This is a genomic window from Salinivirga sp. (genome assembly GCF_035268865.1).
Classification (GTDB): Bacteria; Bacteroidota; Bacteroidia; order Bacteroidales; family Salinivirgaceae; genus Salinivirga.
On record NZ_DATFKB010000241.1, the window covers coordinates 1 to 15,571 of the forward strand.

General features: G+C 37.4%; 16 protein-coding genes. 10 read left to right on the top strand and 6 right to left on the bottom strand.

What is annotated here, in order from left to right; genetic code table 11:
* On the bottom strand, positions 1 to 866 hold an 866-nt coding region (locus tag VJ937_RS14565), incomplete at its 3' end, for a hypothetical protein (RefSeq protein WP_324068314.1).
* 215 nt (positions 867 to 1,081) lie between these two features.
* Between VJ937_RS14565 and VJ937_RS14570 the strand changes: the two genes are divergently transcribed.
* From VJ937_RS14570 to VJ937_RS14580, 3 genes are all read left to right on the top strand, one after another.
* Positions 1,082 to 3,421, top strand: coding sequence for a PAS domain-containing hybrid sensor histidine kinase/response regulator (locus VJ937_RS14570; protein ID WP_324068316.1), 2,340 nt, complete (start codon positions 1,082 to 1,084; stop codon positions 3,419 to 3,421).
* A gap of 85 nt (positions 3,422 to 3,506) precedes the next feature.
* Positions 3,507 to 3,914, top strand: a complete 408-nt coding sequence (locus VJ937_RS14575) for an OsmC family protein (RefSeq protein WP_324068317.1) — start codon at positions 3,507 to 3,509, stop codon at positions 3,912 to 3,914.
* A 35-nt stretch (positions 3,915 to 3,949) separates the two neighbouring features.
* Positions 3,950 to 4,723, top strand: a complete 774-nt coding sequence (locus VJ937_RS14580) for an SDR family oxidoreductase (protein ID WP_324068318.1) — start codon at positions 3,950 to 3,952, stop codon at positions 4,721 to 4,723.
* A gap of 55 nt (positions 4,724 to 4,778) precedes the next feature.
* Here VJ937_RS14580 and fabD read toward each other — a convergent pair whose 3' ends face one another.
* A complete protein-coding gene (fabD, locus tag VJ937_RS14585; protein ID WP_324068319.1) occupies positions 4,779 to 5,663 on the bottom strand; it encodes an ACP S-malonyltransferase in 885 nt (294 codons plus the stop codon).
* A gap of 232 nt (positions 5,664 to 5,895) precedes the next feature.
* Here fabD and VJ937_RS14590 point away from each other — a divergent pair, with 232 nt between their 5' ends.
* On the top strand, positions 5,896 to 6,612 hold the full coding sequence (locus VJ937_RS14590) for a porin family protein (RefSeq protein ID WP_324068321.1): 717 nt from the start codon (positions 5,896 to 5,898) through the stop codon (positions 6,610 to 6,612).
* Between the two features lie 59 nt (positions 6,613 to 6,671).
* Here VJ937_RS14590 and folE read toward each other — a convergent pair whose 3' ends face one another.
* Positions 6,672 to 7,277 (bottom strand): GTP cyclohydrolase I FolE, encoded by a 606-nt coding sequence (gene folE / locus VJ937_RS14595; RefSeq protein ID WP_095532312.1) that lies wholly within the window; start codon positions 7,275 to 7,277, stop codon positions 6,672 to 6,674.
* A 54-nt stretch (positions 7,278 to 7,331) separates the two neighbouring features.
* On the bottom strand, positions 7,332 to 7,745 hold the full coding sequence (locus VJ937_RS14600; protein WP_057954093.1) for a 6-pyruvoyl trahydropterin synthase family protein: 414 nt from the start codon (positions 7,743 to 7,745) through the stop codon (positions 7,332 to 7,334).
* Between the two features lie 123 nt (positions 7,746 to 7,868).
* On the opposite strand from VJ937_RS14600, the gene VJ937_RS14605 reads away from it, so the two are divergent.
* From VJ937_RS14605 to VJ937_RS14625, 5 genes are all read left to right on the top strand, one after another.
* Positions 7,869 to 8,537: a hypothetical protein gene (locus VJ937_RS14605; protein WP_324068324.1), complete on the top strand. Its 669-nt coding sequence runs from the start codon at positions 7,869 to 7,871 to the stop codon at positions 8,535 to 8,537.
* 3 nt (positions 8,538 to 8,540) lie between these two features.
* The gene (locus VJ937_RS14610) at positions 8,541 to 9,365 is read left to right on the top strand and encodes a 1,4-dihydroxy-6-naphthoate synthase (RefSeq protein WP_324068326.1); all 825 of its coding nucleotides are present in this window, start codon (positions 8,541 to 8,543) and stop codon (positions 9,363 to 9,365) included.
* Positions 9,362 to 10,411: a DUF4421 domain-containing protein gene (locus VJ937_RS14615; RefSeq protein WP_324068328.1), complete on the top strand. Its 1,050-nt coding sequence runs from the start codon at positions 9,362 to 9,364 to the stop codon at positions 10,409 to 10,411. The genes VJ937_RS14610 and VJ937_RS14615 overlap by 4 nt, the downstream gene beginning before the upstream one ends.
* Positions 10,412 to 10,569: 158 nt before the next feature.
* Complete coding sequence (locus VJ937_RS14620) at positions 10,570 to 11,571, top strand: glycosyltransferase family 39 protein (protein ID WP_324068330.1); 1,002 nt, start codon at positions 10,570 to 10,572, stop codon at positions 11,569 to 11,571.
* Between the two features lie 203 nt (positions 11,572 to 11,774).
* Entirely contained in the window at positions 11,775 to 12,617 is an 843-nt protein-coding gene (locus VJ937_RS14625) for a transketolase (RefSeq protein WP_324068331.1), read from the top strand.
* Between the two features lie 45 nt (positions 12,618 to 12,662).
* Here the strand turns inward: VJ937_RS14625 and lnt are convergent, their stop codons facing one another.
* Positions 12,663 to 14,264, bottom strand: a complete 1,602-nt coding sequence (gene lnt, locus VJ937_RS14630; protein ID WP_324068333.1) for an apolipoprotein N-acyltransferase — start codon at positions 14,262 to 14,264, stop codon at positions 12,663 to 12,665.
* Positions 14,265 to 14,401: 137 nt separating this feature from the next.
* Entirely contained in the window at positions 14,402 to 14,788 is a 387-nt protein-coding gene (locus VJ937_RS14635; RefSeq protein ID WP_324068335.1) for a response regulator, read from the bottom strand.
* 147 nt (positions 14,789 to 14,935) lie between these two features.
* Between VJ937_RS14635 and VJ937_RS14640 the strand changes: the two genes are divergently transcribed.
* A partial coding sequence (locus tag VJ937_RS14640; protein ID WP_324068338.1) for a hypothetical protein occupies positions 14,936 to 15,571 on the top strand: 636 nt, incomplete at its 3' end.

Genomic DNA, 15,571 nt, shown 5'->3' on the forward strand with positions numbered 1-15,571 from the left:
ACAATTTTTTGCACCTGGTAACCTGTCTCATCCAGGCTCATGGCCACGGCAGCATTAAAATCGTCAAGAATAATTACTGAAGGTAATTGATTCACAGAATAGCGACTCATAGCTTTCAGAACCCTGTTTTTTATGTACTTAATCTGTGTTTCTCCAAGGTAATTAGAGGCTAAAAGTATTTTTATCAAATCAATTTTCGCAAGTTTTTCCACTTCTCTCTTTTTTCTAAGTTCCTCATATTCCTTATCGTTGGTTTCGAGAAATAAATCTATAAATTGCTGTGGCACACTTTGAAGATCTCTCAAATTATCATTTCGGGTTTTCTTTCTATATTCTCGATGGGCATATCTCTGTCTTACAGGCACATAATAATCCCATTTTTTTGTTCGCTTCCAACTTTCTGTTCGTGGTTTTGGCTTCCAATCACTTTCAGGGCGTTGCATTAAAGGAGCATCTACCTGTAGCTCACCCGTTTCTAATGCATAAAGTAGGCAGTTTATAAAATGGACGTATGCGCCACCTATAGAGTAATGAATTGCAGACCACAGGGTCTTGTTCGTACTTTTTGCTTCAACATTGGTTGTGTCAGAGTTGGAAATTTTTCGCGCTTTTAGCTGGTCGATGAAACTCTTTTCCAAACCCACAGGGTAATATACCAGTTCGTCTCTGTTGTTTTTCGAAAAGCTGGCCGAATGATATAACTCCTCAACATCATACACATGGGCAGAGTCGTTTGATAACTTCATTTCAACAGTAAATTCATTTCCCCAACTCATTTCCTGTATTTCGGGAAAAGGGCGCTCAGTTTGACCAAACAGAAAATTACTCACAAGCAATAGCACGAAAACAACTGATAATCTGATCATAAGTTGATATTTTTACTTAACAATTTCAAACCTTTAAGATAGTAACAAGTTTTCAAAAATAGATCAATAGCATAATTTTTTTGCGCATTAATCATTTATTTATGCCGCCAATTTTTTAATTATAGTACCCAATTGAAAGCATAAACACCAAAATAACTTACAACTTTTTTATTCTAAAAATAATTAGTAAATTGGACGTTATTAAATTTCAATTTATGGTATATAGCTTCTCCTTTTCAGAAAACGATGATAATATACACGCTGAATTGATCCAGGCAATTAAATATCCGGCAATATATTTAGACAAAAATCTGGTATTTAAGGCCTATAACGAAGCTTTTTGTCATTATTTTGATATTCAACCCATTGCAATAAGAAAGTTGAATCTGGAGAAATTTAAGCCCGAAAACACCTGTCTGCAAGAAGTAAAAGAAATATTAATAAATAATTCGATAAATGAGCTTGAGAAGCAATTTTATGTAACAGGTAATAAAGACAATAAAATAAAGGTAAACATACAACCCGATTATAGCAACAAAGGCCAGATTAATGGAACTACAATTTTCTTTATAGAACAAGTTAAGCAAAACCCTAATCGCCAAAAGGCTTATCAGGATCTGGACCCCAAAAAATTCTTTGGTATTGGAGAACTTGATAAAAACGGAACAGTACTTAAAGCGAACGATACAATGGCCTCCAGCCTGGAGTCCACGCCAAAAAATATAGTAAATAAGCCAATATCAGAATTCCTCAAGAAACAGACCTTTGAAAGCAAAATGCATATATTGCATAATGCATTAAGAAGCAATGAACCAATTGAGGCTGAAGATGAGCGAAATGGAAGAATTTACCATACTTTATATCTCCCTAACAAGGAAAAAGAAACTGTTAAGGTAGTTTTCAGAGAACTTACAGAAGAGAAAATAGCTGAAAAAAAGCTGAGATTAAGTGAAGAAAGGTACAGGGCCTTATTTGAATGGGCTGCAGACGGCATACTCATTGGCAACCATGACGGAACTATAATTAATTGTAACCACAGCATGACACAAATAAGTGGGTATGAGAAAGAAGAGCTTATTGGTCAAAACATTAAGAAACTATTTCCGGAAAAAGAAATTAAGGAAAAACCCTTTAATTATAAAGGAATCCTGGAAGGTAAAACCATACTAAGTCAGCGCCTGCTTAAAAGAAAAGACAACAAACTCATTACGATTGAGATGAACACCCGGAAAGTAGCAGATGGCAGACTTCAGACATACATGCGGGACATATCAGAGCGTATAGCTGCCCAGGAGCGCATCAAAGAGCAAAATGAAGAACTCATACAAACAGAAGAAGAGCTAAAATCGACCAATAATGAATTGCTGGAGCTTACAGAGAAACTACTAAAACAACGCGAAGAACTTAAAACAGCCAAAAATAAAGCAGAAGAGAGTGATCGCTTAAAATCGGCTTTTCTGGCCAACATGAGCCATGAAATACGTACACCGATGAATGGTATAATGGGTTTCTCACAAATGCTAAAAAAAGGCGACTACCCGGTTCAAAAACAAAGAAGATTTCTGGGTGTAATTCACTCATTAACAAAGCATTTACTGCAACTCATAAATGACATTGTTGACATTTCGAAGATTGAAGCCAACCAGCTCTCTATTTATAAAGAAACATTTTATGTTAACGATCTCATGCATGAGATATACAACACCTTTTCCGAAGAAATCCAAAACCAGGAGAAAACTCATCTTAAATTAAACCTTAACACGCAAAAGCATAGAAAAGATTCGTCCATTTCGACCGACAATATTAGGCTAAGGCAAATCATTACAAATTTAATGAGTAATGCATTAAAATTTACAGATGAAGGTGAAATTGAATTGGGTTATACAACCGAAGCCGATTCATATGTTTTTTATGTTAAAGATACCGGCATTGGTATATCTCAAGACAAGCAAAAAGAAGTTTTTAATCGTTTCAGACAGGCAAATGAGGCCATGACACGTAAATTTGAAGGTACCGGTCTTGGGCTTTCCATATGCAAAAACCTCGCTGAAAAACTCGACGGTAAAATTTGGGTAAAATCTGAGCCTGGTAAAGGTTCAACTTTTTATGTAAAAATACCGGTTGGAAAAATAGCAAATGTAAAAAGTGACATTACCATTGAAACAGAAGTAAAATACAACTGGACTGGTAAATCGATACTAATTGTAGAAGACGAGGAGGCTAACCAGGTATTCCTGTCCGAACTAATTGAACCCAGCGGGGCCAATATTACCATAGCGCAAAATGGCAAGGAGAGTCTAGACCACTGGGAATCTAAAATTCCATTCGACCTTATTCTTTTAGATATTCGGCTGCCAGACATGCTGGGACTTAACGTAGCACGGAAAATACGGAAAACAAACAAAAACATACCCATAATAGCACAAACAGCCTATGCAATGGGAGACGACAGAGAAGCTTCCCTCAAAGCAGGTTGTAATAACTACATCCCCAAACCCATTGATATAAACCTTTTACTATCGATGATAAATGATTACCTGAGCGGCAACAAATAATGGATAAGTTCGAACATTTTGCAGGCTGATATGTGTTACATTTTATAATCATGTAGAATGTTTAACCACTAAAAAACAAATTCTGATGGAGCCTACAATTCAAACATCATACCTTGGAAACCTGCGCACAGAAGCAGAACATGTGCGCTCTGGAAACAAAATCATAACCGATGCTCCGGTAGACAATCATGGTAAAGGCGAATATTTTTCGCCCACCGATATGCTGTCAACCTCCTTAACAAGTTGCATTTTTACGATTATGGGTATAAAAGCAGAAGCTGCTGGTTTTAGCATAGAAGGAGCCTCCGCAAAAACCTGGAAAATAATGGCTGAAAACCCAAGGCGGGTAGCTGAAGTCCGCGTTGAATTTGATTTTACTAGCTGCAATCTAAATGAGAAGCAACAAAACATACTCAAAAAACTAGTCAAGGTGAGCCCGGTACCCCTTAGTGTACACGATGATTTAAAACAAAACGTAACGTTAAGGTTCTAACATTCCGCAAGCTTAAAAATACTAAAAATATTATTATGGATTTGCAAATAGCTCAACAAACATTTATTGTATGCGGTGCTACAAGTGGTTTCGGACATGCTACAGCAAAAGCACTGTTAAAAGAGGGTGCCACTGTTATAGGTATAGCCCGGCATACCGATAAACTAAAAAAACTGGCTGAAATACATAAGCAAAACTTCATACCACTTACCGGCGACTTAACTACTCAAAAAACAATCGATGAAGTTGCATCTGAAGCAAGGAAACATGATATAGACGGAATACTAATAAACTCTGCCGGACCTCCCGCAAAAAGCTTTGCAGAAACTCGCATTGAAGATTGGGATACAGCATACCAGAACCTTTTGAGATGGAAGGTTGACCTGACACAAAAACTTATACCCCACTTTACTAAAAAAGAATATGGCCGGATTGTATACATAGAAAGCGCATCCGTAAAGCAACCTATAGAAAACCTTGTTTTGAGCACATCAATAAGGCTGGCTGTTGTGGGTATGATGAAAACACTTTCGCAGGAAATTTCAGGGCAAAATATTACAGTGAATACAATAGCACCAGGCTCCCATGAAACTCCTGCCATTGAACGCCTGATAAAAAAGAAAAGCGAAACAGATGGAATATCTTACGACGATGCACGCCAAAAAATGATCAACAATATACCTGCAAAAAAAATGGGTGACCCTGAAAAGCTGGGAACACTGGCTGCATGGCTGCTTTCACCATTATCGGAATTCGTTACAGGTCAGGTCTATGCCCTGGAAGGAGGCAATGTAAAATCGACTTTATAAAAAGAAAGCCCTGCAAACAATAAAGTTTACAGGGCTCGCTGTTTATCAATATCGTTTATTCTGCTGTAGCGCTTTCAACAGGCATTTTGCGGTCAACTTTTTTAACCATTCCCTGTAAAGCTTTACCAGGTCCGACTTCAGTAAATGAAGATGCGCCGTCGGCAATCATGTTTTTAACAGTTTGCGTCCATTTTACTGGCGCAGTAAGTTGCTTTTTGAGGTTCTCCTTTATTTCTTTCGGATCGCGCTCTCCGGCAGCTGTAACATTTTGGTATACCGGGCAAACCGGATTTTCAATATTCGTCTCATTAATAGCTTTTTCAAGCTCTACACGCGCCGGCTCCATCAATGGCGAATGAAAAGCCCCTCCTACAGGTAGCTTCATTGCTCTTTTAGCGCCCAACTCTTTCAATTGTTCTATAGCCTGATCGATTCCGGCAACGGAGCCTGAAATAACAAGCTGGCCTACTGTGTTATAATTAGCCGGTACAACTATTTCATCAATTTTATTACAAACCTCTTCTACTTTCTCATCATCAAGTCCAATAATGGCAGCCATAGTAGATGGTTCAAGCTCGCAGGCTTTTTGCATAGCCATGGCCCTTTTTGATACAAGCTTAAGCCCGTCTTCAAAAGAGAGCGCTCCGGCAGCAACCAACGCAGAAAATTCACCAAGTGAGTGACCTGCAACCATTTCTGGCGCAAACTTATCGCCCATAACCTTAGCCAGTATGGTTGAATGCAAAAAAATGGCCGGCTGCGTAACTTTGGTTTGCTTCAAATCCTCATCAGTACCTTCAAACATTAAATCTGTTATGCGAAAACCCAATATTTCATTGGCTTTCTCAAACATTGCTTTGGCTTCGGGATTTGAATCGTACATGTCTTTTCCCATGCCTACAAACTGAGCTCCCTGTCCGGGAAACACAAATGCCTTCATAAATGATTGTTTTTTTTGGTTAAAACAGATGCAAATGTACAATTTTCTAGTTCATGCCACTAACATAACACTTGAAAATCACCAAACAGTTAAAAACACTAATTAAAATTTAACCAATAAAAAACTGAACACAAGTGCTCTATATTTCCATTTTTTGCCATAAATTTGATAAGCTTGCAGAGGCACAGAACAAAAAAGCCTCGATTTAGCACTAACTAAAAACTGCATAACCATGAAAAAAATTACATTTTTAATGCTGGCCATGGTGATCGTGAATCTAATTCACGCTCAATTATTCACCATAGGAAATCAGGAAATCGGATTTGTTTACATCGGCCCCAAAATTGGCATGGGTGGCGCATGGGTATCTAATTTAAAAACAGACAACGAAGAAACAGGAACGCTCTTTACCTATCAATTCGGAGTGGTTGGAAAATTTGGTGTGACCAATCGCTTATCGATCCAACCGGAGCTTATTTTTTCCCGAAAAGGCAGCAAAGTAAAAAGCGATGAATTCGATTATGAAGGGAAACGCTTTGCCGATTATATTGGTATTCCGATTCTTGCAAAACTATCATTTATTAAAATCGGGGATTTCCGTTTGCATGGCTCAGGAGGCATATACAGCAATGTAACCCTTGATCAAAAATCAGTTTATGAATACAGCTTTGAGACGTTTGAGCATAGCATTGAGAAAGAATTTTACAAAAAGGTTGATTTTGGGTTTAGCTTTGGTGGCGGGGCTGAGTATGAGCTTGACTATGGGCTAATTGTTGGTGAGATACTGATCGAACATGGCGCAGTTGATATCTACACAAATGATATATCAACAGAAAGCAACCGCAATACTACCGTTTCGTTTGCCGCCACCTATCTTTTTGATATTATTGACCTTACATCAAAATCCCTAAAAGATAAAGAAGCACCGCCAACTGAAGACATAGAATAAAAAAGGGCTGCTCCAAAAGATTTGAACAGCCACATAATTCTGTGAAAAACAAATTTTGTTTATGATAATTTAGATCCAATCAGGTGAATAAATTCTTCACGCGTTGCTTCTTTTTCAAGAAAAGCGCCTGTAAAAGCTGATGTCGTGGTAACAGAATTTTGTTTTTGAATACCACGCATTTGCATACATAAATGCTGTGCTTCAATAACCACTGCAACGCCAAGCGGATCAAGGGCGTTTTGTATTGAGTCTCTGATTTGGTTGGTCATTCGTTCCTGTACCTGCAGCCTGCGCGCATAAACCTCCACTACCCTTGCAATTTTGCTCAGGCCTGTGATGTACCCATTGGGAATATATGCTACATGTGCTTTGCCAATAAACGGAATCATATGATGCTCACACATAGAAAACAAGTCTATGTTTTTTACAAGTACCATATGACGGTAATCCTCCTTAAATTTTGCAGAATTCAGAATTTCTTCGGCTGACTGGTGATATCCCTGTGTGAGAAACTGCATTGATTGCGCTACTCTTTTGGGTGTGTCTTGCAGGCCTTCTCTTTCGGGATCCTCTCCCAGACCTTCAAGTACGCCTTTGTAATGTTTTGCAAGTTTAGCAGTTGCTTTATCATTGAACTGATCTATTCGTGTATACCCATCTTCCATTTGGGTGCCATTTGCCTTTATCCTCATAGTTCTTATTTTAACGTGTATTTAATTTTAGTCTCCGTAATATTCAACATAATTGTTTTCTGTTTCTGTAATTTTCACACAATGCAATTGTGCCCCAAGTAACTTAACGTGATGCTCAAGCTGTTGCCAAAAGGCCTTAGCAATCACCTCTGTCGACATCATCCTGCCTTGTAAAAAATCAACCTCAGTATTTAGGTTTTTATGGTCCACTTTTGAAATGATGTGCTCTTTTATCAGGTTGCTTAGTTCTTTTAAATTCACAACAAATCCGGTTTCGGGATTTACTTTTCCTTTTACTGTTACAAACAGTTCGTAGTTATGCCCGTGCCAGTTTGGATTGGAGCATTTACCAAAAATCTCATAATTTTTTTCTTCACTCCATTCCGCCTTAAAAAGCCTGTGAGCCGCATTAAACCGTTCTCTTCGAGTTACGTACACCATAATTTATATTTTACAATTCAAAAGTAATGCTTTGATTTTAATTGATTAAATATTTACTTTAAAAAGTTAACAAACCAATTTGATAAAAGTTGTAAAATGTTTTTTCGGAAAAGTTAAACAAAATTGAATCAGAAAAACCTAATAGTAGCAGCTACGTATAGCGAAGTAGCCCCAATAATTGAACAAAACGTTCAGGCAACCCCCAATGAGCACCTTTACCAGATTTGGGACAATACTCATATTTTAATTACAGGTGTGGGCCAGGTAAATACAGTTTATGCACTTATGCATTATTTTATGCAATACGGGGTTCCAAGCAACCTCATTAACCTTGGCATATGTGGCAGTTATTCGGATCAATTCCCTCCCGGAACTTTAGTAAGGGTTTCAGAGGAAATAGCAGCAAATGAGTTAATTGAACACGATGGCCGCTGGCAAACCTGGGCAGACATTGGGCTGGTGCACCAATCAGAACTCATCATAAAACCCACTGAACCAGAATGGGCAAATAGACCCGACCTGGTAAAAGTTCGCGGCATTACGGTTGATTTCCTTACAGATGACCGTACATTTATTCAAAAACGCAAAACATTCTTTCAACCTAAAATTGAGACAATGGAGGGGGCAGCAATATTCAAAGTTGCCAATCGAAAAAATATACATGCTTTGCAAATCAGGTGTGTTTCAAATTATGTGGAAAATAGAGATAAAAAAGAATGGGCTATTAAAGATGCAATAGAACAATTGCATATTTTTACTGCTCAAAACCTTAAACAATTAATTGCAAAATAAAGTATGACGCTAAATTTGGCTTTTTCGACATGCCCTAATGATACTTTCATGTTTGATGCCCTGGTGCATAAAAGAATTGATGCAGCAGGCTTTAATTTTAACGTTAAACTGGCCGATATTGAAGAACTTAACCATCAGGCCAACCAACAAATAAACGATATCACTAAAATAAGCATTAATGCATTTGCATCACTTACAGAACATTACCAAATGCTCAATTCAGGCGCTGCCCTGGGCTTTGGCAATGGGCCTTTAGTTATAAGTAAACACAAAATTTACCCTGACGAACTCCATGATGCTATTGTTGCCATACCCGGTGAACATACAACAGCAAATCTTTTACTAAACATCTTATTTCCGGAAGCTCAGAGAAAAAAAACGTATCTCTTTTCAGATATTGAAGAAGCTGTGCTTTCAGGTGAAGCCGATGCAGGACTAATTATACACGAAACACGTTTTAGTTATCAAAAAAAGGGGTTGCTCAAAGTTGCAGATTTGGGGGAAATATGGGAAAAAGAAATTAATCTTCCGCTGCCGCTTGGAGGCATTGCCGTTCGAAGAACATTACCTCGTGAAACAAAGCTGAAAATTCAGAGTTTAATAAGTACCAGTGTTCAGTTTGCATTTCAAAACCCCGCTGCAAGCAAGGACTATGTAAAATCACATGCACGGGATCTTGATGAAGATGTTATGCGCAAACATATAACTTTGTATGTTAACGACTACAGCGCGAATTGCGGCAAAGATGGTGAAGCAGCAATTCAATTTCTCATAAAAAAAGCGGCCGAAATAAAAAAACATCCCATAACAACCCCGGTTTTTCTATGAACAAAACAAGAAACACGGTTCTAAAAGCAATTTTTGCAATTTGCCTATTGCAGATTCACATACTGACTACTGCCCAAGAACCTCTCCGTGGGGAAAAGCAGAAGATTGACACTTCATATATCCAGTCATATTACGGAGACCTTACTTTAGGTTTATCAATTCCTCGTAAATATGTTGATTTTAGCCTCAATGATATCCAAAATGATCAGGATTTGGAGTATCAACCCAACAGTAATATTTCTGTGGGCATTAAGGGTGCCTATAAATGGCTGGGCCTAAGTGTCGGCTTTGGGTTACCCCACACCTCAGAAAACATTGATAGATACGGCAAAACCGAAAGGCTTGATATACAGCTCAATGCTTATCTGCGAAAATTTGTGATTGATGGCTACTTACAATATTACCAGGGATTTTATCTGAACAATATGGACAGTTATTTTGATAATTTCGACCAAAATGAGATGAACTACTATCAGCGACCCGATCTAACATTTGCAAACGTTGGAATATCAGCCCGATATATATGGAATTACAATAAATTCTCTTATAAGGCCGCTTATGATTTTAACGAAAAACAGAAAAAAGGTTCAGGCTCGCTGGTTACAGGCATATTTGGCTTTGTAAATGGGGCAAGTGCCGACTCACTTGTGGTTCCAGCATTTGTCCGGGATGAATTTAGCGATCAGGCACTTTTTTCAAATGTATCATCCATCAACCTTGGTATTTCAGTTGGTTACATTTATACATTTGTAATAGCCAAACACTTTTTTATAACTGCAGGTGTTGTACCGGGATTAGGATTACAGGCATATTCAGCAATTGATACAGAGGAAAATACAGTACTCTCAAAAGGTGGACTGGGCATTTCAACCACGAGCAGAATAGCACTCGGATACAATAAAAAAAGGTTTTACATGGCCTTCACCGGTGTTAGCGGGAGCAGTAACCTCATCAACAAAGACATTACAGCCATCAATTTTGGGTATGGTAATGTCAGGTTTACGGTAGGATACAGATTCAACGTAAAAAAACAGAAAGAACTATGAAAAGCTTAAAAATTAACCATTCGCTATTATTCAGCGCAACACAAGGCTTATTTTTTTGCGTAATTTATCTTTTCTTGTTTGAATTCCTTCGTTATAATGAGGCAGACACACCCAACTTTGTCAATGCTGCAAAAATGCTATTGGGACAGGACAACCTCGTGGAAACACAATCCAGAATTACAAAACCTGTTGTTCTGGTTTTACCCGGTCTAATTAACAAGTTGTGGGGTTTTAAAGTAGAAAGTATAATGCTCTTTCAAAATATTGTTTTTGTGATATTAACCGCTATCTATTTTGGTAAACTATTGCAAGCACTTGACTTTGATCTAAAAAAGCAACAACTTGGAATATTTATGCTATTCACCGTGCAAGCTATTGCCGTGCATAGTTTAGAATTGATTAATGATATTGCAGGTATTTTTTTTAGTGTTTTTATTACTTACTTGTACTTCAAAAGCCTGCAGCAAAAGAAAAAACATTTGTATTTTTATTTATTGTTTTCTTTATCAATCGTCATTGGGATTTTAAGTAAAGAAAGTGCAGGTATGGCCTTAATTATAATTGTACCCCACTTGCTTCTCAATGAAAGCAAAAGAACTAAATATCATTTTAGTATTTCGATTTTGTTTAGCGGAGTACTAATATTGTTGGTTCAAACGGTAATAAGTATATATTTTGAAACACATGATGCTTTTTCAAATGTTATTGAAGAATTCAAAATTAATAACGGATTTAACATCAGATGGGCACAAATACCACACAGCTTTGATGTTTATTGGATATTTATCATTCTTGGGACTATATCGCTAATTAAAAAACGAAAAAAAAATCATACTGCAAATTCATGGCTTTTATCGGGTCTTGCAACAATTCCCTTCTTATTATTGTGGGCAACAGTTCAGGACAGAACAATTGCCGTAGCGGCTCCATTATTTATTGTTTATATTCTGTTTTTTGTAGATCAATACAAAAATAAATTGGCTTTATATATTTTAATTATCATTGCAGGTATTGGTAATATTATTTCAACATATCTGATTTACAAACACAATTTTAACAATGTTCTCGAAGTCTACTACCTTTCGTATGCTTCACTATTTTTATTTCTATGGTTATTCATTCCATATCATAATTTTAAAAGTATAAATCTAAAACCATAATAAGTCCATAAAAAGATACGGGTCGATCAGATAAAAAAATAAAGCTTCTTTATGCATAAAATGAATTATAATAATAGAAAGAAGCAAAAGAAATTTTTCCGCTCCACTCATTTATGTTAGCAAGTTAATTAAACATGTTCCAATGGAAAACAATCTTAGTCTCGAAAATTTAGCTATTTTTGCAGCTAAAATTTACAACAGATATGGATATTTCAACACTTAAAGACACTGCAACGCAAGTTCGGAGAGATATTATAAGAATGGTTCACGGTGCATCATCTGGCCACCCCGGAGGATCGCTAGGGTGTGCAGATTTTATGACTGCTCTCTATTTCAAAATACTTAAGCAGAATCCGAAAGAATTTAATATGAATGGCACAGATGAAGATTTGTTCTTCCTTTCCAATGGCCATATTTCGCCTGTTTGGTATAGTGTTTTGGCACGTGCAGGATATTTTGACACTAAAGAGCTCAGTACTTTTCGCAAAATAGATACTCGTTTGCAAGGGCACCCCACGCCGGAAGAAGGACTTCCGGGAGTAAGGGTAGCTTCCGGTTCACTCGGGCAGGGACTTTCTGTTGCCTGTGGTGCTGCACTTACCAAAAAACTCAATAAAGAAGATAACCTCGTTTATACACTTCATGGCGACGGAGAGTTGCAAGAAGGTCAAATATGGGAAGCCGCCATGTTTGCCGCTGCTAAAAAAATAGACAATATTATAGCCACTGTAGACTATAATGGCAAACAAATTGACGGCCCGGTTGACAATATTATACCTCTCGGAGACCTTCGTGCGAAATGGGAATCATTTGGCTGGATTGTATTTGAGATGGATGGTAATAAAATGGAGGAAGTTTTAGAGACCATAGAACAGGCTCAAAAAGCAACAGGAAATAAAAAGCCAGTAGTAATTTTAATGCGAACAGAAATGGGTTATGGTGTAGACTTCATGATGGGTACACACAAATGGCACGGAGCAGCTCCAAACGATGAGCAAGCAGAAAATGCACTTTCACAACTTTCAGAAACGCTCGGAGATTACTAATAAATACAAAAGATTATAAGTACACAAGACATTGAGCACGTAGTTTTACGTGCTCTTTTTGTTAAGTATTTTCTTCACTAACATTAGTAAAATTATGAGTATGGTAAAAAATGCAGCCACCCTTCCTAAATAATCTCCATTTGCCACATAATAAGTAACTTCATCATTTTCTGCAACAGCATGCTTAATGGATGTGGGGGTCCACCATTTCGTGGGCTTTATAACATCGCCGCGCTGATTAATAAAGGCTGAAATACCGGTATTTGCCGAACGCGCTATGCTGCGTCGTGTTTCAATAGCCCGCAACCTGGCATATCGCATATGTTGCTCAAAACCAGGAGTATTACCCCACCAACCATCATTGGTAATGATAAAAAGAAAGTTTGCCCCTTTTTTAACATAAGAAGCCACATACTCCGGATAAATTGACTCGTAGCATATAATCGGAGCTACAGTTGTTCCCATAAATCGAAACACTGAGGATTCAGCCTGTTTGCCCAAACTTCCAACCGTACCGCCCAGGTCTGCAGCAAAATTATCTAAAAACTTAAAATACTGATAATAAGGGACCTTCTCTACCCCTGGCACGAGTTTCGATTTATGGTAAAAATCAATATCGTAGGTTGTAATTTGCAAAGCAGCATTGAACCTGTCGTAATAAGTTTCTGAATTGCGAAACTGTCTTGCTGTTGGAGGTATAAAATCTCCTTCACCATACTCCCTTCTTGTCGATGCGCCTACCACAAAAGCAAGATGGGTGTTTTCTTCTAAAAACTTCTCGATCATTCTCACCGAGCCATAATCCCTTGCATGCCCTTCCCAAATTCGCTCAACCAGCGCCGTTTCCGGACCAATTACATATTTTGTTCTGGGAGTAATCTGATTGTCAGCCACCTCAAGCAATCTGCTTGTTTGTTCCAGCGCCCCCATTGACCCGAATTTTTCATGATAGGGATCAATATTTGGCTGCAAAATTACCATTTCGACCTGCTCACCCTGCTCCTCATAATTATGATATCGCACATAAGAAAGAATTATGGGTACAAAAATAATTAATGCAAACAGCACTCCGTTAGCAATCAGCCTTTTGTTCATTGTGTTGCGCTGCAAAACCAACTCCGCGATACTGGAAACAATAATAATGTTGCTGATCAGGATCCACAAGCTTCCGCCCAGAACACCTGTATATTCATACCATTGCACCCATTCTGCATTAAAGGCAAAACCATTTCCAAGCGTGAGCCATGGCCACGATATCTCTGTTTTAAAATACAAATACTCAAAGGTAATCCACCAAAAGACCAGTGCATATCGTCCTACTTTTTTGTCAGACCACCTGCGCGATAAATGATAGAGCCAAAAGATAAATGCCATCAGGGCGCTATTAGCTAAAACAGCCATAACTGCACCTGGCAGGGTAGCTTTATAAATCCAATAGGTGGTAAATAAATTCCAGATGAGGAATACCAAATAACTATAATTAAAAACACCAAAAACATTTTTTCGGGTGTCCAGGTAATATTCCTCTATTAAAAGTAAAGGTACAAATGCAATAAATAGTAAAACGGTCATCCATTCGCTATACCATGCCATGGTAAGCATTAATCCCGATAGAAGAGCCAGACCGAGCCTAAAGAGCGGTTTCATAGAATTATCCTTTTAGTTGACACAAAAATAATATTTGCTCTGTTAAAAATCAGACAAAGCGCTCAGAATGTTGAATAAAATTTAGCACAAGATTGTCAAGACGATAATACACAGATTAAAAGCAGGACAAATCTAATCTATGCCTCATTTGAACTCTCAAGGACTCTGGTCAGGATTTTGCTAATTTTGTCCAATAAATAGGGTTTGGTAATAAGATCATTAAAGCCGGCCTGATCAAAAGTTTCGAAAAAGTCATTTGGATTATGCGCCGTCAGTGCAATTATCGGCATATCTGTATAAGGAGGATCCATTTCGGATCGAATATATTGAGTTGTTTCGATGCCATTCATCACAGGCATTTCAATATCCATCAGGATCAAGTCAATTTTCTCACGCTGTATTTTATCAATGGCTTCCTGCCCATTAGCAGCCTGTTCGTAGGCATACCCAAGTTTTTTTACATACTCAGTTAATAGAACCCGGTTGATAACGATATCATCTACAATTAAAACTTTGTGGCTCATATGTGTTGTATATCTTTTTCGAAATTATAATATAAAAGTACTAAAAATCCCTGAGTAAAATAAGGTAATTTAACCCATATTATTGTGCAAAAAAATAATGTAATATCGTAGAATAATATTTCAATTGAAATTTCAAAGTTAAATTAAATGAAGGAGCTCAGTACAAAAGAAATTCAGCAAATGATCAGTGATATTGCAGAGGGGTTTGCATCCATTGACCATAAGGTTATGGAACTTACAGAGGTGAGCAACGACGATTTTACTGCTTTAAACAATATAATGAAAAACCACCACGAAACAACATATGAAATAGCTCAAAGTACAACCCAAATAATAGAAAATATCCAGAATTTAAAGCGTAACGACGCTTTACTTCATTTACGGTCGACCACAGACAATCTTAAATTAGCACTTAAAGAGTGTGCTGCCAATATTAATAACTATATGGACCAGGTAAATATCTTAAACCTGGATTTCAAACACCTTTACATCCCCATTCTTAACTTTAAGCAAAATATATCAACATTAAAGTTCCTTATAACAAATCTTAAACTCAATCAAGGGCTTGTTGCACAAAAAAACCAAACCAACACAAACGAATTAATCGACAAGCTCAATAAGAAAATTGAAGAAATACAAGCAGAAATACCAAGAGTAGCCAAAGATGTTGAACTTTTAAAAAACCAGTTTCAGAAAGCATACGATAAAGCCAATACAATTAATCTCCGCTTTTCAAAAACGTATCTTCAGGAAGCTGAAGCTATTGATCAGGTGATAACTTTC

What these genes read in the sequence shown, in the direction of transcription:
- VJ937_RS14570 (WP_324068316.1), top strand. Translation starts at nt 1,082, where the DNA reads ATGGTATATAGCTTCTCCTTTTCAGAAAACGATGATAATATACACGCT.
- VJ937_RS14575 (WP_324068317.1), top strand. Translation starts at nt 3,507, where the DNA reads ATGGAGCCTACAATTCAAACATCATACCTTGGAAACCTGCGCACAGAA.
- VJ937_RS14580 (WP_324068318.1), top strand. Translation starts at nt 3,950, where the DNA reads ATGGATTTGCAAATAGCTCAACAAACATTTATTGTATGCGGTGCTACA.
- fabD (WP_324068319.1), bottom strand. Translation starts at nt 5,663, where the DNA reads ATGAAGGCATTTGTGTTTCCCGGACAGGGAGCTCAGTTTGTAGGCATG.
- VJ937_RS14590 (WP_324068321.1), top strand. Translation starts at nt 5,896, where the DNA reads ATGAAAAAAATTACATTTTTAATGCTGGCCATGGTGATCGTGAATCTA.
- folE (WP_095532312.1), bottom strand. Translation starts at nt 7,277, where the DNA reads ATGGAAGATGGGTATACACGAATAGATCAGTTCAATGATAAAGCAACT.
- VJ937_RS14600 (WP_057954093.1), bottom strand. Translation starts at nt 7,745, where the DNA reads ATGGTGTACGTAACTCGAAGAGAACGGTTTAATGCGGCTCACAGGCTT.
- VJ937_RS14610 (WP_324068326.1), top strand. Translation starts at nt 8,541, where the DNA reads ATGACGCTAAATTTGGCTTTTTCGACATGCCCTAATGATACTTTCATG.
- VJ937_RS14615 (WP_324068328.1), top strand. Translation starts at nt 9,362, where the DNA reads ATGAACAAAACAAGAAACACGGTTCTAAAAGCAATTTTTGCAATTTGC.
- VJ937_RS14625 (WP_324068331.1), top strand. Translation starts at nt 11,775, where the DNA reads ATGGATATTTCAACACTTAAAGACACTGCAACGCAAGTTCGGAGAGAT.
- lnt (WP_324068333.1), bottom strand. Translation starts at nt 14,264, where the DNA reads ATGAAACCGCTCTTTAGGCTCGGTCTGGCTCTTCTATCGGGATTAATG.
- VJ937_RS14635 (WP_324068335.1), bottom strand. Translation starts at nt 14,788, where the DNA reads ATGAGCCACAAAGTTTTAATTGTAGATGATATCGTTATCAACCGGGTT.